Genomic DNA, 17832 nt, shown 5'->3' on the forward strand with positions numbered 1-17832 from the left:
TCTGGGTGACTCACTTTGTTAAGGAGTATTGCCAAGGTGCCATCACTTTGCAGATTTAATCCTGATAGGAAAGGCGATTTTTAGTTCTATTCGCTCTATGGGCTGCCTGGAAGGCCGCTCCGGGCGAGTGTTTGTTGGTGTGTTATCGACGAACCCGGGTTGAACCGCTTGTCGCTTGTGAATCAATGACAATTGTCTTTGCGTTTCAGTGCCTTGTTTACCCCCTCCTGTTACTTCTGCAAAAGCCAATGCTGCGTATTTGGCCGCCCCGCAAAAAAGTCCTAACGAAGTGCAAAATCTTCCTAACGCCCATGCCTTGCCACTGACTAGGGTTGCATCAGGCAGCACAGAAAGTACTGCCTCAGAAAAAACAACATTCGAGTGAGGTGGGCAAAATGATCATGCAAACAATCAAGGCTTCGGTACTGAAATTCGTCAAAGACGAAGATGGTCTGACCATTGTTGAGTATGCGGTAGCGGGAGGGTTGATTACGGCGGCTGTTGCCTTCGCGTTCACCGACCTCGGAACGAACGTGCATACCCGAATCACGGCGTTGTGCACTGCTGTTGGTGGTGCTGCTTGCCGGTAACGGTAATTTCCGAAAGGGGGGGTGATGTGATGTCCATCGAGCAGCTGGTGGCTACTGGTTTGCTGATAGGGCTGCTGGGCGTAGCGGTGGTGAGCGATATTCGTCGCCACCGCATTCCCAACCTGCTGATCCTCGTGGGCCTGGCCTTGGGATTGGCCAGCCAGGCTTACTCAGGTGGGATAAGCGGGTTGGGTGACGGCCTGTTGGGCATCCTGATCTGTTTTGCGCTGTTTCTGCCCATGTATGCCGTGGGGGGCATGGCCGCTGGCGACGTCAAGTTGATGGCCATGGTTGGTAGCTTCCTGCCGGTTCATTACGCACTGTGGGCCGCGCTATACAGTCTGGTATTTGGCGCTCTGTGCGGTTTTCTGATTGTGCTGGTGCACGGTCAGATGTTGCAAACCCTGGGGCGTTATTGGCTGATTCTGAAGGTTCGGGCCTACCTGGCGCCGAGTGCGGACGAGGCGGCCGGCAAGCCCTTCCCTTACGCAGTTGCAATCTTGCTCGGCACGCTGGGCAGCATCTACTGGCAACTCGTTGCCAGTGGGTTGGGAGATTAGTCATGCACGTCATGGTTGATAGTGATGCCTTCCCAAATGAGCGGGAAGCGGTGCAACGACTGGCTCCTCAGCCGTGCACAATCCGCGAAACCGGTTTGACAGACAGTTTTCTCAGTGAGTTGGTGTGCAAGCATTTGTTCGATGCCGGTGTGCTGGACATGTCGCGGCTGGTGGATCGCCTGGCACTGACCGGCGCGGTACTTGAAGAGGTCCTGGCGTTTCTGCGCAAGGATGGCCGTGTCGAAGTGCTGGGCCAGGCGAGTCAAACGGGCGGGCAGATGTTGCGTTACGGCCTGACCGAACGTGGTCGCAGTGCCGCCCGCGATGCCCTGTCGCGCAGTGGCTATATCGGTGCGGCACCCTTGCCGGTGAGTACCTACCGCTCCCTGATCAAACTGCAGACCATTCACCATGGTCGCATCAACGCCAACGATATGCGCAATGCCCTGGCTGGCGTAGTGCTCACGGAGGAGATGCTCGATCAACTGGGTGTGGCGATGAACTCCGGGCGCGCGATCATGATTTATGGCCCCGCGGGTACCGGCAAGACCTATGTCAGCAGTCGGCTGATCCGTCTGTTCGCCGAGGCTATCTGGGTGCCTCATGCCATCGTCATCAACGAGTCGGTGATCGAGATCTATGACCCGCAGGTGCATCAGCGGCTCGATGAAAATGCTCAACAGAACAACCTGATGCTCAACGAAGGGATCGACCGTCGACTGCTGCGCTGCAAACGCCCGATCGTCATCACGGGCGGTGAGTTGAGCATGGAGCAACTGGACGTTCGCTATGACCCCTTTACCCGTCAATACCAGGCCGCCTTGCAGCTCAAGGCCAGCAATGGCCTGTTCATCATCGACGACATGGGGCGCCAGCGTATGGCGCCTGCCGAGCTGCTCAATCGCTGGATCGTCCCGATGGAAGAGAAACGCGATTTCCTTAATCTGGGCGGCGGTCGGCATTGCGAGCTGCCGTTCGATCTTATCCTAGTGTTTTCCACCAACCTCAATCCCCTGGAACTGGCCGATGAGGCCTTCCTGCGCCGGATTGGCTACAAGCTGCAGTTCGGTTACCTGAAGCCCGAGCAGTACGAAAAGATCTGGCGTATGGAAAGCGAGCGCCTGGGCATTTCCTATGACCCGCTGCTGGTGCGTTATGCGCTGCAAAGGCTGTATGCAAGTGAAGGCATGCCCCTGGTGCCCTGCCATCCCCGCGATCTCCTGAACATGGCGCTCGATCGCCAGCGTTATATAGGCGGTTGCGGACCACTGTCACCGAAAGAGTTGGAATGGGCCTGGCACAACTACTTCGTCCAGCTCGACTTTCTTTGATACGGAGATACTGACATGAGCTCTCGTACGCTGACCCTGATAGGCGTTTCCCTGGCCATGGGCCTTGGCGCTGCATGGATGGCCGACTCCTGGTTGAGCGCGCGGCTCAATGCCAGCCCGGATGACCACCTGCGAAGCGTGGTGGTCGCCACGGTAGAGATTCCATTCGGGCAGATGGTCGAGGCCCAGCAGGTCACGACCGTACGCATGCCCATGGATACGATCCCTGACGATGCCTTCGATGCCAGCGAAAAAGCCGTGGGCAAGATCGCCACGTTCGACATTCTGCGGGGCGACATCGTGCGCGGCGCGCGTCTGAGCGAGCACCTGGGGGGCAGCACCCTGGCCTCTTTGATTGCCCCGGACAAACGCGCCATATCGGTACGGGTGGACGATGTGGTCGGCGTCGGCGGATTCCTGTTGCCGGGTAACCGGGTCGATGTACTGGCGACCAAAACCACCAATGCCGGCACTAACAGCGCTTCCTCCAGGACCATCCTCGAGAACTTGCGGGTGTTGGCGGTGGATCAGACCGCGGGTACCGACAAGACCCAACCGGTGGTGGTGCGCGCCGTGACGCTGGAGATGTCGGCCGCTGAAGCGGAAACCCTGGTCACGGCGCAGACGGAAGGCAAGTTGCAACTGGCGCTGCGTAACCCACTGAACCTCGAGAAGAAAACCGCGGCCGTTGCCTCTGCCGCACCGGTCATGGCGGTTGCCACTGCTGCAGAGCCAAAACGCGTAGTGCCGCGTGGTAATGGAGAGGGTGGCAGAGCCGTCACCATTATTCGCGGGATCGAGGCCAATGTAGTCAAAATTCGCTGACCGGGCGCAACAGCTGCCAGGGCACCACGGTATTGGCGGAGTCGATCCGGATCCGTATCGGCAATCGAGGGCTTGATGATGAATCTTCGTATTCAGCGGCCGTTCACTTCGACGCCAAGGCGCCAGGAAGGATCGGTGAGTGTAATGATGGTGATCGCGTTGGCGGCGATGGCCATGATGGCGGCGCTGGCTTTGGATGGCGGGCATATGATGCTGAACAAAACGCGCCTGCAGAATGCGGTGGATGCCGCCGCCCTGAGTGGTGCCAAGACCCTGAGCCAGGTGGAGGGTGGCGTCAACAGTGCCAGTGCGACGCGTACCGCTGCGCTCAATACACTGACACAGAATGCCAATGCCACGGGCAACAACGAATTGGCCACGGCGGTCGGCGGCAACGCGGGTGCATTCGCAGTGGTGGAACTGGCAAGCAGCGTCTATGGCCCGTTCTCCTATCCCGGGCCGGCGGATGCCAAGTACGTTCGGGTATCGGTACCGAGCTATAACCTGACGGGTTTTTTCTGGAACTTTGCCCAGACATTCGGCCCTGGCGGCCTGGGAGCCAAAGCGGTGGCGGCGATCGCCACCGCTGGCCCCAGTCCTACCAACCCCTGCGATCTCTCACCTTTGATGGTCTGTGGCGATCCGACTCAATACAACCCGGGCACGGGCATGTTCTGGGGCTTCCAGTTTGGTGATTTGCAGGTATTGAAGACAGCTTCCGGCACTTCGTCGCCCATTGGTCCAGGCAACTTTCAGTTGCTCGATTTTGGCTCGGGTGGCAGTCAGGTCAGGGAGGATCTGGCTGGAGGCGGCAAGGAGTGTCGCGATGTTGGGGACAATGTCCAGACCGCTCCTGGCAACACGGCCGGCCCTACCTCTCAAGGCCTGAATACGCGCTTCGGCATCTACAACGGCGGCCAGATAAGTGCCTCAGCCTATCCACCGGACCTGGTGACCACATCCAGCAACCCCGCAATCACTGACAACGGCACAGGTCCGACCTACCAGGGGCAAGCCGTCACCTCGAGCAACGGCAATCTCACGGCGGGCGGCAACGCGATACTTGACTACAACGACTGGCGTGCGAGCGTTGCCGCGTGTGTGGCAGGGGGGAGTGGTTGCCAGGGCAATGGGGTGTTCGAGCGCCGGATGCTGAAAGTCGTGGTGGGCAACTGCACCGGCAAACAGGGCGGATCGACCTCGATCCCCGTCCTCGGTTTTGGCTGCTATTTCGTTGTGCAGCCCGTGAATGGCGGCGGCGGGGACGCGCAGATTTTCGGCCAGTTCGTGAAGGAGTGCGAAGGCGACAACGTGGCCGGCCCCTCGCCGTCAACCTCTACTGGGCCGCAGATCATTCAGCTCTACAAAACCTATCTCAACGGCAGCGGCACTCCGAGTACTGACTCGTAGGAGGCGTCATGAGACTTCACAGATTTAAACATCGGCAGCGCCAGCAAGGCTTGGCCATAGTGGAGTTCACCCTGGTCCTGCCGGTGCTGCTGTTGTTGTTGCTGGCCTTCGGTGAGTTCGGCCGCATGCTCTATCAGTACAACGTGCTGCTGCAGGCCAGCCGAGATGCCGACCGGTTCGTCGCCAGCCAGGCCTGGAACTCGACGCTGGGTATGATCACCCTGAGCGATACGCTACTGACCCAGACGAAAAACGTGGCGGTGTATGGCGTGCCTGCCAACACCGGGACCGCGGTGGTGTCAGGGCTGACGACTGGCAACGTGGTCGTTGCCGCAGTGGGTACCGACCATGTGCGGGTCACCATTACTTACACGTTCTGCCCGGTGATTGGCGCTGGCAATTGCACCGGATCGCTTCCCGGTTTTTTTGGAAATCAGATTGCACTGAGCATTCCGCTGGTCGCCACTACCGTGATGAGGGCCCTGTGATGAACAGAAAACACATGCGCGGCACCTATACAGTGGAGTTCGCCCTCATTGGTCTGCTGATGTTCACGCTGTTGTTCGGCGTGTTGGAAATGGGCCGCCTGTACTTTACGGTCAATGCGCTGGATGAAGCCGTGCGCCGCGGTACGCGCCTGGCGGCGGTGTGCAATATCAGCGATCCGGTGGTGTTGCGACGGGCGATCTTCAATGCCGCGACCGACGCAGGTACGAGCCAGCTGATCGGCAATCTGGCCACGACCAATCTGACGCTGACTTATCTGGACGTAAACGGTGCGCTGGTGGCCAACCCCGCTGACCTGGTCAGCGTCACTGGTTTTCGTGCCATCCGCTACGTCCAGTTGAGCCTGCAAAACTTCGTTTTCAATTTATTCATTCCCGGGATCGGTGTGCCCATTACCTTGCCTACGTTCAGGGCAACGTTGCCACGCGAAAGCCTCGGGCGTCATTCCGATTCCGGGGAGATCACGCCATGTTGAATACCAGGGACACGCCACTCTCCAGTTCGACCGGCAAAGCCGGGCTACGGTTGCTGATCAGCAGCCGTGATGCCACGTCGTTGCGCGACCTGCAGAGCGTCTGCCAACGCATGCCCAGCCTGGAAGTGAGTACTCGGCTGGTGAGCAACGGGCATGTCGACCCGCTCTACGGCCTGGACCGGATGCCCGATCTGTTGCTGTTGCGCGTCAGCCACCTGTGGCGCGAAGAGCTGGCGGCCCTGCTGCAGCGCCCGGCCCATGAACGTCCGCCGATGTTGGTGTGCGGGCTACTCAGCGACCAGGAAGCCATGCGCCTGGCGATGCAGGCCGGCGCCCGTGACGTGCTGCCGGAGCCTGTCGCCGAGACAGAACTGGTCGTCGCCTTGAATCGGCTGGTCATGGAGGTTCGGACCGGCAGTGGGACAGTAGGGAAATTGATCGCCGTGATGAACGCCAAGGGCGGTTCCGGTGGAACCTTGCTGGCCTGCAACCTGGCCCAGCAGCTCAGCATGAAGGGTGGCAGTACCCTGTTGCTGGACATGGACCTGCAATTTGGCAGCGTGACGCATTACCTGGATGTGGCGCTGGCGCACAGCCATCTGGAAGTGTTGCATCAGATCGATGGCATGGACAGCGTCGCGCTACGGGGTTTTTGCAGCCACTTCAGCCCGACCCTGCATGTGCTGGGTGGCCGGGCCGGTGAGCTGTGTCTGCCGCAGGATGCCCAACCCGAACAACTTGACACCCTGTTGCAGTTGGCCCGCGCCAGCTATGACTGGGTAGTGATCGATCTGCCGCGGCAAATCGACCACCTCACCGGCTCCGTGCTGGAACAGGTGGATCGGGTGTACGTGGTGGTGCAACAGAGCGTCAGCCATCTGCGCGATGCCAGTTCTCTGGTGCGGATGCTTCGCGAAGACCTGGGTGTGCGTGGGGATCAACTGCAGATAGTGGTCAACCGCTATGACAAGTCGGCGGCGGTCAGCCTCAAGGATATCGGCGAAGCGCTACGCTGCACCAACCTGTCGAAATTACCCAACGACTTCAACGTGGTCAGCCAGAGTCAGAACACGGGCGTGCCGTTGGGTCTGCATGCGCCGAAGGCGGCGATCACCGCTGCCTTGCGCAACGTGGCCGATGACCTGGTCGGCAACCAGGTGGTTGGAAAAAAAGGCGTGTTCAAACGCGCCTTCAACCGTTTTTTCGGGGGGTGACCCATGATCAGCGACTTTCGTAACCGCTTGCGCAAACAGGCCGCTAAATCCGCCTCGTCGCAGGCTAACCAGCCGGGTGACGAACAGCTGGATCCGGCAGAAGAAGTGATGGCGTGGGAACGGGCAACGCCGGACGTTCTTTACGAAACCAAAAGTCAGGTCACCCCGGTGGAGGCCGAGTGGCGAGAAAAGATCTACCAGCAGTTGCTCAAGGTCATGGACCTGTCCTTGCTGGACTCCCTTGAACAGGCTGAGGCCGCGAGGCAGATTCGCGAAATTTGCCAGCGCTTGCTCGATGAGCATTCGGCACCGGTGAGTACGTCCAGCCGCCAGTTGATCATCAAGCAGATCACCGACGAGGTGCTCGGCCTTGGCCCCCTGGAACCGTTGCTGGCTGACCACAGCGTGTCCGACATTCTGGTCAACGGCCACGCCTCGGTCTATGTCGAGCGCTTTGGCAAACTGCAACGCACCGATGTGCGCTTTCGCGATGATCAGCATTTGCTGAACATCATCGATCGCATCGTCTCCAGCCTGGGGCGGCGTATCGACGAGTCTTCGCCCTTGGTGGATGCCCGGCTCAAGGACGGTTCGCGGGTCAATGCGATTATCCCGCCGCTGGCCATCGATGGCCCGAGCGTGTCGATCCGGCGCTTTGCGGTGGACCTGCTCAATACCGACAGCCTGATCCAGGTGGGGACGTTGACCCCGGCCATTGCCCTGCTGCTCAAGGCGATTGTCCGTGGGCGCTTGAACGTGCTGATTTCCGGCGGTACCGGCAGCGGCAAGACCACCATGCTCAATGTGCTGTCCAGTTTCATTCCGCACAATGAGCGGATCGTCACCATCGAAGACTCGGCGGAACTGCAACTGCAGCAGCCCCACGTGGTGCGCCTGGAAACCCGGCCTTCGAACATCGAGGGACGTGGCGAGGTGAGCCAGCGGGAGTTGGTGCGCAACAGCCTGCGGATGCGGCCGGACCGCATCGTGATCGGCGAAGTGCGCGGCGTCGAGGCGCTGGACATGCTGACTGCGATGAACACCGGCCACGATGGCTCGCTGACCACGATCCACGCCAACACCGCGCGCGATGCGTTGGGGCGGGTCGAGAACATGGTGTCGATGACCGGCGCGACCTTCCCGATCAAGGCCATGCGTCAGCAGATCGCATCGGCCATCGATGTGGTGATCCAGCTGGAACGCCAGGAGGACGGCAAGCGCAGACTGGTCAGCGTGCAGGAAATCAACGGCATGGAGGGCGAGATCATCACCATGACCGAAATATTTTCCTTCGCACGCCATGGCATGGGCGAAAACGGCGAAGTACTGGGGGATTATCGGCCCAGTGGCATGATCCCCGCCTTCCGTGATGTGCTGGCCAAGCGCGGCATCGAGTTGCCGCTGACGATGTTCAGGCCTGAGTGGATGGAGGCGCGGCAGCCATGAGCCAGGTTCCCGGTGAATTCATTCTGATGTTCCTCGGCATGGTGTTTATCGCCGTCTTCCTCCTGTCCCAGGGTGTGGCGGTGCCGGTATTCGGCGAGGCCGGCAAGATGCGCAAGCGCATCCGCGGCCGCCTGCACGTCATGGAGAAAGCCAATAATTTGCCCAACATGCAAACTGTGTTGCGGCAGAAATACCTGACGCGCTTGTCGCCACTGGAGGCCAGGCTTGAACAGCTGCCCTTTATGGAAGCATTGACGCAAATGATCGAGCAGTCCGGGCACGAATACCGGGCCTATCGGGTATTGCTGCTCGGGCTGGTGCTGGGTGTCTGGGTGGGTGTCCTGATCTGGATGGTCTCGCCAGTCTGGTGGATGGCGTTGGTGGCAGGTTTCGCGATCTTCTGGTTACCCATACTGAAAATCTCTCGCGACCGTGGCAAGCGTTTCGCTGCGTTCGAGGAGGGCCTGCCGGATGCGCTGGATGCTATGTGCCGCGCTCTGCGCGCCGGGCACCCATTCAATGAAACCCTGCGTCTGGTGGCCGAGGAGCACAAGGGACCGGTGGCTCAGGAGTTCGGCCTGACCTTCGCCGATATCAACTATGGCAACGATGTGCGCCGGGCCATGCTCGGCCTGCTGGAGAGGATGCCGAGCATGACGGTGATGATGCTGGTGACCTCGATCCTCATCCATCGTGAGACTGGCGGCAATTTGACCGAGGTGCTGGAGCGTCTGAGTAGTCTGATTCGCGGGCGCTTCCGTTTCCAGCGCAAGATTAAGACCTTGTCGGCTGAAGGACGTATATCGGCTTGGGTGTTGGTGGCCATTCCGTTCGTGTTGGCGGCGGCGATCCTGATCACAACCCCCACTTACTTGCCTGTGCTGATCAATGATCCCACAGGTAAAAAGCTGATCATCGGGGCTTTCGGCGCCATGTTGCTCGGGATTCTCTGGATTCGCAAAATCATCCGGATACAGGTTTGAGTGGAATTCGTTTCGCGGAGGTGCAGGTCATGGAGTATTTGCTCGGGTTGTTCAGTCAGCTGGTGGGCAATGCGCAGCTGGCGCGAATGTTGTTCGTCAGTGCAATCGGTTTGAGTGCGGTGCTCGCGGCCGTCACCGTGATGTTGCTGGTGTCGGGGCTACAGGATCCGGTACAGCGTCGCCTGGCACTTATCAAACGCGGTCACTCAGGGAATGTCGCCGGGCAGGAAGCGCCGGGTAATCTGCAATTATTGCTGGAGCGGGTCGGTCAACGTTTTGGTTCGCCTGAGGGGGCTAAGGCGTCTGCCACCCGAACCCTGTTGATGCACGCCGGTTACCGCTCGTCATCGGCGGTACAGATGTACTGGGCCGTGCGCTTGCTGTTGCCACTGATTTTGGTTGGCCTTGCGCTGTTATTGTTGCCGATGTTCTCCGGGCTTTCTCTGAATATGTGGTTGTTGCTGGTGCCAATGACGGCTGCTGTCGGGTGGTTACTGCCCGCGATGTATGTCGATAAGCGTAAGCAGGCCAGGCAGGGCAGCCTGCGTGCCGCCTTTCCGGATGCGTTGGATCTGATGGTGGTGTGCGTGGAGTCGGGTCTGGCATTGCCGCAGACCATCGAGCGGGTGGCAGAGGAAATGCAGGTCAGCCAGGTTGAACTGGCGGAGGAGCTGGCACTGGTCAACGCGCAAATCCGCGCCGGCATTCCCAGTACCGAAGCGCTCAAGCAACTGGCAGCGCGCACGGGGCTGGAAGATGTGCAAGGGCTGGTCAGTCTGTTGGCGCAAAGTATCCGCTTCGGCACCAGCGTGGCCGACACCCTGCGCATCTATGCCGATGAATTCCGTGACCGGCGAACACAAGCTGCCGAAGAGATGGGGGCGAAAGTCGGTACCAAGCTGGTATTTCCGCTGATTTTCTGCCTGTGGCCGAGCTTCTTTCTGGTCGCTATTGGTCCGCCCCTGATCGGGGTAATCAGAGCATTCGGGTGAGGTAAAACGGTAAGAGGCCGTCGAGTGCGATGGCCTTGCCACCCGATCCTGATCTGCATATTCCTGCACACGACAACAAGCCCGGCTTTGCAGCCAGGCCACTCTGGACTATGCCAGAGGCTGATCATCCGTCGAAATGCCTTAGTTGCCGTTGCCGATGGTCATTTGTCCCGCTGTATCCTGGTCAAAATATTGCGGAATCGGGAAGTTGAAGCTATTCAGCCAACGCTGCATGGCCAAGTCACGTTCGGTGGCCGAAGCGGTTTGCAGGTGAGGGGAGGCAACCACACCGCGAATCTGCAGCTGCAACCACTGTTCGGTGCCTTGTTGATACGGCGAAGAGGGGCCCGGCTCGATGGCCCAGGCAGAGGTGGACAGGCAAGCCGTGCACAGGATCAACAGCCGTTTGGTATTCATCTCGACTCCTCGTACGTTTTACTTGCTCGCACTGGTAGAGGCATCGGCTACCTCAGCCTTGCGATTGCCATCGGTAGCCACCACTTTATTGGCGGAGGCCTTGAGTTTTTCCGCGCGGTTTTGAGCCTCTATGACTTGCTTGGGGCTCAAGTCGGCGCGGGTCACGAGTTCGGCGGCCGATTTCCAGTTATCCTGGTAGATCAGCAGCGTCACCATATTGAGTGCCGCCAATGTGTTTGCCTGCTTGAGCTCCATGGCGGTCATGAACTCGAAGCGTGCTTCAGGGATCCGGTGCTGATTGAGGTAGACGACCCCCAGGTCATTGCGCATCCTGTCGTCGGTGGGGGCCATCTGCACCGCACGCTCAAGGTGAGTGGCAGCGCTGGCGTTATCATTTTTGGCGGCGGCCAACTGGCCCAAGCCAAGTTCCCCTTCAGCCGCCAGACAGGTGCCGAGCAAGCTTTCGTACAAGGGCTGCGCGTCGCCGCTACGCCCCATCAAACGCAGCACCCGAGCCTTGCGCAGGCGAACCTGGACCAGGTTATCGGGCATTCCTTCCAGATTCGCCAGGCTGGCATACAAACGGCCTTCGTCGGCCATGCTGTCGGCCAGGTTCAGGGCCAGTTCCTGCTCCGAACCGGGCTTGGCACAGCTGGCCGGTCGCGAAGGCATGCCGTTGCTGGCACAACCGGCCAGCATTAATGTCGCCGCAATTGCAATGACTGCTTTCATCGAAGGTCCCCTGGCTACAACAGGTTGAACGCCTGGCCAATGGCAATAAGGCTGGCCCGGCAAGCGTGCAAAGTCACCGTCAGGCGTGAGGGCGAGGCCCGTCTGGTTCCGGCTCCGGTTCATGGCGAGAGCCCGCTGCGACTGTCGAAGTCGCCATTTTCCAGGAAAAACATGCGGTAGAAGTTCGGGTCATAATTGCGCAGCTGCTCGCCAGGCAATGACGGCAGTTGTGCATTGGCCGCCAGTGGCTGGACCAGATGCGGGGTGACGATCATCAGCAGTTCGCGCTCTTCACGGTTGATGGTGTTGTCGCGGAAAAACGCGCCCAGAACCGGGATATCGCCCAGCCCCGGAAACTTGTTCACCTGGGAAGTGTTGCGGGAGCTGATCAGGCCGCTGATGACGAAGCTTTCGCCGTCGGCCAGGGAGATGCTGGTGTCGGTACGGCGTACGGTCAGGGCCGGGACGACCGTGCCGGCGATGCTCACGGCGTTGGTGAAGTCCAGTTCACTGACTTCCGGCGCCACCTTCAGCGCGATACGGTTTTTCCCGATGATGGTCGGCGTCAGGGTCAGGCGGATACCGAATTCCTTGTACTCGATGAACACGTTATCGCTGCCGGAACTGGGCACTGGAATCGGTATTTCACCACCGGCCAGGAAGCTCGCACTCTGCCCGCTGAGCGCTACCAGGCTTGGCCGCGCCAGGGTGTAGGCGAAACCGCTGCCTTCCAGCGCGTTGAGCGCCACCAGGGTATTGCCGGTAGCAAACGTGAGGTTGAACTGGTCGTTTCTCACCGGTACCGACGGCGTGACAATGCCACCAATGGTGGGCAAGGTTCGCGGCGAGCCGAACAGGAAGTTGCCGCGGACGCCGAAAATCGAGGCGGAAGCTTCCTTGAGCTTGGTCCGGCTGACTTCAACGAAGCGGATATCGGTCTGCACCTGGCTCGGCAGCAGCAGGTCGTCGGAGGGCACCGAGGGCGCGCTGGTCAGCGCCGCCGTGGCTTTACCCTTGACGAACACCATGCTTTGGCGCGGCGTTTTCGAACAGGCGGTCCAGACCATCAGGCTGGTGGTCCCGGGCGCAAGGCCGGTGAGTATGAACGCGTTGCTGCCGCTGGGTTGCACATCGGCAATTTTCGGGTCACCCACCGCCAGTTGCGTTACCGCAACGGGGCTGCGCAGTTCACTCTGCAGCCCCTGACCGACCTCGTAGGTTGTCGGCCAACTGTCCAGTTGCGGGCAATTGGCCGGCGCGGCCTGAGCCGCATCCACGCAAAGGCCCATCCAGAACAGGCCATGGATAATTCGCTTGAACGCGGGCTCGCTACGAAAGCTCATTAAGTACATCCTCACTGGATAGGCCGTCTTAAGGCGGACTGAGTCGTCTCGGATCACTTCACGGGGATCGGGCTATCCCCCCTCCAATGCGCCAGACCCGTTATCCATGGCCTTGGCGTTATTCCTTGTGTTACACACGAGCGGGTCCACCTCGCTGATCTGGCTGGACAGCGAGCGACCTGGTTCCCTCGGAAAGCAATCGGTAATTGAAGGTACAGAGCCGGAAAACGCCTGCCAGGATCATGGTGAGGTAACTCCTTTTGCCAATTCGCTGTCTGATCACTGAAGCTAACGTGGAAAATCCAGCCGTGATGATTTCTTATTGTTTGAAGGTAGTTCAATCAAACCAAAGTGCCATGAATTTAAACAAAAGCATTGGTGCAAAGGCTGGATTTAGGCGGGCGGGCGAGCGATTCGGGCAAGGTCACAGCGCAGTGCGGTTGCCTGATGTCGACGGGGTGTGCTGAAGGCAATAAAAAAAGGCCCGCATGCTCAAGCATGCGGGCCTTTGGCTTCACTGATAGAAGATCAGTGCTTGCTGTCCTGATTCGACAACGCCAGCAGTTGTTTTTCCTGATTCCAGTCGAAAGGTTCGTCGTTCTGTTCGGCTTCGAAGCGACGCTCTTCCAGGGCCTGATACAGGTCGATCTCTTCATCGGACAAGTAGTGCAGGCAGTCACCGGCGAAATACCACAGCAGATCCCGTGGAATCAGGTGGGCAATTTGCGGATAACGGGAAATGACTTGAGTCAGGATGTCCTGGCCCAGGTATTGGCTTTCGATCGGATCGATCGGCAGTGACGCCAGCAATTCGTCGAAGCGCTCAAGGAACAAGGCATGGCTTTCTTCGGGAACCTGCTCGGCCTCACCTACGGCGACCAGGATGCTGCGCAGGTGGTCGAGTAAAACGAGATGATCGGCAACGATGTTGGACACGAGATAAGTCCTCAAGAGCAAAACGGGCGCGGGAGTATAAAGCGCCCGCGCCCGTTTTTACATGCCGGAAGGGATCAGCGGACTTTTCCCTTGGCCAGCGCCAAAGCCTTTGGGTCAAAGTCATCGACGTCGATCACCGTGCGCCGGGCCGCTTCGGCTTCACGCAGGGTTTGGGCTTCCATCGGCTGCAACACGCCAGCCTCGAGGGCGGCATCGATCGCCGACTCGCCGGCCAGCGGTTTGACCTGACCACTCTTGAGTGCCACATGCAGCTTTTTCTGCAATGGCTGGGCGGCGCTCAACAGATTACAGGCGTGTTGCAATGCACCGACCGGATCGTCGCTCGCTTGGGGGCGATAGCAACCCAGAAGCAATTCCTCCAGGGCCGGGTCGCCCTTGGCGCGGCCAATCAACCCAGCGACTTCGGCACCGAGTTTGTCCGATGGCCCTTTGTGCCGGCGACCGAACGGGAACACGATCACCCGCAACAGGCAGCCCACGACTTTGTTCGGGAAGTTATTCAGCAGCTCATCCATGGCGCGTTCGGCCTGCCCCAGGCTTTCCTCCATGGCCCAGGTCAGCAGTGGCGCCATGTACTGCGGTGAGTCGAGATCGTGGTAGCGCTTGAGTGCGGCCGAGGCCAGGTAAAGGTTGCTCAGCACGTCGCCCAGCCGTGCGGAAAGACGTTCCCGGCGTTTCAATTCACCTCCCAGCAGCATCATGCTGAGGTCGGCGAGCAGGGCGAAAGCAGCGGCTTGACGATTGAGCGCGCGGAAGTAACCCTGGCTGAGTCTGTCGCCCGGCGTGTGTTCCAGGTGCCCGAAACCGAGGTTCAACACCAGCGTACTGGCGGCGTTGCCCACGGCGAAACCGATGTGCTGGAGCAGCAGGCCATCGAATTCCGTGAGCGCCTGATCCTTGTCTTCACGGCTGGCGAGGGCCATTTCCTTGAGGACGAAGGGATGGCAGCGAATTGCACCCTGGCCGAAGATGATCAGGTTGCGCGAGAGAATGTTCGCGCCTTCGACGGTGATGAAAATCGGCGCGCAGTTCCATTTGCGACCGAGGTAGTTGTTTGGCCCCATGATGATTGCCTTGCCGCCGTGCACATCCATGGCATCGCTGATGCAGTCGCGGCCGCGCTCGGTCAGGTGGTACTTGAGAATCGCCGACAGCACCGACGGCTTCTCGCCCAGATCCACCGCATTGGCGGTCAGCATGCGGGCGGCGTCCATCATCCAGGTATTGCCGCCAATGCGTGCCATGGCTTCCTGAATGCCTTCGAAAGCGCCAATCGGCACGTTGAACTGCTCGCGAACCTGAGCGTATTGGCCCGTCACCAGGCTGGTGAACTTGGCCATGCCGGTGCCCACCGCCGGCAGGGAAATCGAACGCCCGACCGACAGGCAATTCATCAGCATCATCCAGCCTTTGCCGAGCATCTCCTGGCCGCCGATGAGGAACTCCAGCGGGACGAACACGTCCTTGCCTGAATTCGGGCCATTCATGAATGCGGCGTCCAACGGCAGATGCCGACGGCCGATCTCGACACCGGGCAGGTCGGTCGGAATCAGTGCGAGGCTGATGCCCAGGTCATCTTGATCGCCCAGCAGGTGATCCGGGTCGTAGGCCTTGAAGGCCAAGCCGAGGAGGGTAGCCACCGGGCCGAGGGTGATGTAACGCTTTTCCCAGTTCAGGCGCAGGCCGAGGACTTCCTGACCCTGCCATTGACCTTTGCAGATCACTCCCGAATCCGGCATGCCGCCGGCGTCGGAGCCGGCCAACGGGCCGGTCAGGGCAAAGCACGGGATATCGTCACCGCGTGCCAGGCGTGGCAGGTAATGATTGCGTTGTTCGTCGGTACCGTAATGCAGCAACAGTTCGGCCGGGCCGAGGGAATTGGGGACCATCACGGTGGTGACGAGGTCGCCGCTGTGGCTCGCCAGTTTCATCGCCACTTGCGAGTGGGCATAAGCGGAAAAACCCTTGCCGCCAAACTCCTTGGGGATGATCAGGGCGAAAAAGCCGTTGTCCTTGATAAAGGTCCAGACGTCGGGCGGCAGGTCCATGGTTTGACTGAGTTGCCATTCATTGACCATGGTGCAGAGCGTTTCGGTCGGCCCGTCGATGAAAGCCTGTTCCTCTTCGCTCAATTGCGCTTTGGGATAGGACAGCAGTTTGCTCCAGTCCGGGCGGCCACTGAACAGTTCGCCATCCCACCAGACCGTGCCGGCGTCGATGGCATCGCGCTCGGTTTGCGACATGGGTGGCAGGGTTTTCTGGAACCAGTTAAACATCGGCGCGCTGAACAGTTTGCGGCGCAGGTCGGGCAGCAGCAGGGGCGCGGCGACGGCGGCGATCAACACCCAGAAAACCAGCAGCAACCAGCCCGGCGCGCGGCTGAAAGCGCCCATTGCCACGGCATAGACGGCCACGATGACCAGGGCGGGTAGCGGGGCGATGCGGCGGTGGGCCAAATAAGCAATCCCGACCAGCAGAACCAGTATCCACAACAGCAGCATATTCAATCCTCCGTGAAACCAGGGCGAACCAGCCCTCAGAGCTTAGACGGCATCCGTAAAACAGGCCGGTCACAGCCATGTGATTGGAATCGTGGGAAAAACGTTGATCGAGCGAGCGGCAAAGCGCCCATGTTTGGCCGAAACGTCGTTATCTCTGTGCTCAAGCGCTCGCTAGACTCGGGGCTTCCCCAGGAGATTGTTCTCATGCACGAGTATCTGAGTCCCGGCCGCTTCATCGATAGTGACCACCCTTGCGTGGTGGAGTTCGCCGAGAAACACCGTGGCCCCAGTCGCGATCCGCTTGCGCAGGCGATCAGTCTCTATTACGCCGTGCGCGAAGGGGTGCGTTACAACCCGTACACATTCAGTCGCGATCCGCAGACCCTGTGCGGCAGTCATGCATTGGCGGCCGGGGAGAGTTACTGCGTGCCCAAGGCCACGTTGCTGGCGGGTGCGGCGCGACATTGCGGGATTCCCGCGCGGATCGGCCTGGCGGATGTGCGCAATCATTTGTCGACGCCACGGCTGCTTGAGTTGCTCAAGAGCGACATGTTCGCCATGCACGGCTACACCGAATTTTACTTACAGGATCGCTGGGTCAAAGCGACGCCTGCGTTCAATCAAAAACTCTGCGACCTGTTCAATGTGGCGCCGCTGGAATTCGACGGGATCAACGACAGCGTTTTTCATCCCTTCAACCGCGATGGCGCAAAGCTGATGGAGTACCTGGTCGATCATGGCCAGTTCGCCGACGTCCCTGAAGCGTTCTTTTTCGAACACCTGGAAAAATGCTATCCGCACCTGTTCGGTGAGCAACAGCAACCGCTGCTGGGTGATATGCAGAGCGATTTGAGTCGCGCCTGATCCGGCGTATGCTGCCTGCCCACTTACCGAAAAAGAGGCGGTCATGCTGAAGATCTGGGGTCGGAAAAACTCGTCGAATGTCAGAAAACCATTGTGGGCCGCCGAAGAACTGGGGCTGGCCTACGAGGCTATCGATGCCGGTGGCGCCTTTGGTGTCGTCGATACGCCCGAATACCGCGCCATGAATCCCAACGGTCGCGTGCCTGTCATTGAGGACGACGGTTTTGTGTTGTGGGAGTCCAACGCCATCGTGCGTTACCTGATGGCCCGTCACGCCGCCGACACGGCCTGGTACCCGGCGGATCTGCAAGCCCGTGCCAGCGCCGACAAATGGATGGACTGGACCACCTCAAGCTTTGCCGGTCCGTTCCGTACCGTGTTCTGGGGTGTGCTGCGTACCCCGGCAGACCAGCAGGACTGGCCCGCCATCAAGGCGGCGATCAAGGAATGCGACACGCTGCTGGCGATGGCCGATCAGGCGTTGGCGAACAAACCCTACCTGTCCGGAGACGAAATCGGCATGGGCGACATTCCCCTGGGCAGTTTCATTTATGCCTGGTTCGAGATGCCGATCGAGCGTGCGCCACAGCCGCATCTGCAGGCCTGGTACGCGCGGTTGAAACAGCGTCCGGCATATCAAAAGGCGGTTATGACCGCGTTGACTTAATACTCACTATCGACACAC

General features: G+C 59.7%; 18 protein-coding genes. 13 read left to right on the forward strand and 5 right to left on the reverse strand.

The annotated features are described in order from the left end of the window. The first annotated feature begins 395 nt into the window (after positions 1-395). From KGA81_RS08815 to KGA81_RS08865, 11 genes are all read left to right on the forward strand, one after another. Positions 396-590, forward strand: coding sequence for a Flp family type IVb pilin (locus KGA81_RS08815; protein ID WP_223545496.1), 195 nt, complete (start codon positions 396-398; stop codon positions 588-590). 29 nt (positions 591-619) lie between these two features. Then, positions 620-1150, forward strand: coding sequence for a prepilin peptidase (locus KGA81_RS08820; RefSeq protein ID WP_223545497.1), 531 nt, complete (start codon positions 620-622; stop codon positions 1148-1150). A gap of 2 nt (positions 1151-1152) precedes the next feature. Beyond that, complete coding sequence (locus tag KGA81_RS08825; RefSeq protein WP_223545498.1) at positions 1153-2481, forward strand: AAA family ATPase; 1329 nt, start codon at positions 1153-1155, stop codon at positions 2479-2481. A 15-nt stretch (positions 2482-2496) separates the two neighbouring features. Further along, the gene (gene cpaB, locus KGA81_RS08830) at positions 2497-3306 is read left to right on the forward strand and encodes a Flp pilus assembly protein CpaB (RefSeq protein ID WP_223545499.1); all 810 of its coding nucleotides are present in this window, start codon (positions 2497-2499) and stop codon (positions 3304-3306) included. Positions 3307-3381: 75 nt separating this feature from the next. Next, positions 3382-4716 (forward strand): TadE/TadG family type IV pilus assembly protein, encoded by a 1335-nt coding sequence (locus KGA81_RS08835; protein ID WP_223545500.1) that lies wholly within the window; start codon positions 3382-3384, stop codon positions 4714-4716. Between the two features lie 8 nt (positions 4717-4724). Beyond that, positions 4725-5204 (forward strand): TadE/TadG family type IV pilus assembly protein, encoded by a 480-nt coding sequence (locus KGA81_RS08840; protein ID WP_223545501.1) that lies wholly within the window; start codon positions 4725-4727, stop codon positions 5202-5204. Continuing rightward, the gene (locus KGA81_RS08845) at positions 5204-5698 is read left to right on the forward strand and encodes a TadE/TadG family type IV pilus assembly protein (protein WP_223545502.1); all 495 of its coding nucleotides are present in this window, start codon (positions 5204-5206) and stop codon (positions 5696-5698) included. The genes KGA81_RS08840 and KGA81_RS08845 overlap by 1 nt, the downstream gene beginning before the upstream one ends. Then, positions 5692-6912, forward strand: coding sequence for an AAA family ATPase (locus KGA81_RS08850; protein WP_223545503.1), 1221 nt, complete (start codon positions 5692-5694; stop codon positions 6910-6912). The genes KGA81_RS08845 and KGA81_RS08850 overlap by 7 nt, the downstream gene beginning before the upstream one ends. A gap of 3 nt (positions 6913-6915) precedes the next feature. Then, positions 6916-8358, forward strand: coding sequence for a CpaF family protein (locus tag KGA81_RS08855; RefSeq protein WP_223545504.1), 1443 nt, complete (start codon positions 6916-6918; stop codon positions 8356-8358). Continuing rightward, positions 8355-9341 (forward strand): type II secretion system F family protein, encoded by a 987-nt coding sequence (locus tag KGA81_RS08860; RefSeq protein ID WP_223545505.1) that lies wholly within the window; start codon positions 8355-8357, stop codon positions 9339-9341. Before KGA81_RS08855 ends, KGA81_RS08860 begins: the two co-directional genes overlap by 4 nt. 29 nt (positions 9342-9370) lie before the next feature. Then, a complete protein-coding gene (locus KGA81_RS08865; RefSeq protein WP_223545506.1) occupies positions 9371-10333 on the forward strand; it encodes a type II secretion system F family protein in 963 nt (320 codons plus the stop codon). A gap of 141 nt (positions 10334-10474) precedes the next feature. Here the strand turns inward: KGA81_RS08865 and KGA81_RS08870 are convergent, their stop codons facing one another. From KGA81_RS08870 to KGA81_RS08890, 5 genes are all read right to left on the reverse strand, one after another. Further along, positions 10475-10750, reverse strand: a complete 276-nt coding sequence (locus KGA81_RS08870) for a DUF3613 domain-containing protein (protein WP_223545507.1) — start codon at positions 10748-10750, stop codon at positions 10475-10477. An 18-nt stretch (positions 10751-10768) separates the two neighbouring features. Continuing rightward, positions 10769-11482, reverse strand: a complete 714-nt coding sequence (locus KGA81_RS08875) for a tetratricopeptide repeat protein (RefSeq protein ID WP_223545508.1) — start codon at positions 11480-11482, stop codon at positions 10769-10771. Positions 11483-11601: 119 nt separating this feature from the next. After that, a complete protein-coding gene (locus tag KGA81_RS08880) occupies positions 11602-12825 on the reverse strand; it encodes a type II and III secretion system protein family protein (protein ID WP_223545509.1) in 1224 nt (407 codons plus the stop codon). Positions 12826-13353: 528 nt separating this feature from the next. Beyond that, positions 13354-13761: a PA2817 family protein gene (locus KGA81_RS08885; RefSeq protein ID WP_007991629.1), complete on the reverse strand. Its 408-nt coding sequence runs from the start codon at positions 13759-13761 to the stop codon at positions 13354-13356. 74 nt (positions 13762-13835) lie between these two features. Further along, positions 13836-16283 (reverse strand): acyl-CoA dehydrogenase, encoded by a 2448-nt coding sequence (locus tag KGA81_RS08890; protein ID WP_223545510.1) that lies wholly within the window; start codon positions 16281-16283, stop codon positions 13836-13838. 204 nt (positions 16284-16487) lie between these two features. Here KGA81_RS08890 and KGA81_RS08895 point away from each other — a divergent pair, with 204 nt between their 5' ends. Then, on the forward strand, positions 16488-17147 hold the full coding sequence (locus KGA81_RS08895) for a transglutaminase-like domain-containing protein (RefSeq protein WP_223545511.1): 660 nt from the start codon (positions 16488-16490) through the stop codon (positions 17145-17147). A 43-nt stretch (positions 17148-17190) separates the two neighbouring features. Further along, positions 17191-17814, forward strand: a complete 624-nt coding sequence (locus tag KGA81_RS08900) for a glutathione S-transferase family protein (RefSeq protein WP_115947257.1) — start codon at positions 17191-17193, stop codon at positions 17812-17814. Positions 17815-17832: the final 18 nt, after the last annotated feature.

Origin of the sequence: Pseudomonas sp. A-B-19, from assembly GCF_019947515.1 — a bacterium.
Classification (GTDB): domain Bacteria; phylum Pseudomonadota; class Gammaproteobacteria; order Pseudomonadales; family Pseudomonadaceae; genus Aquipseudomonas.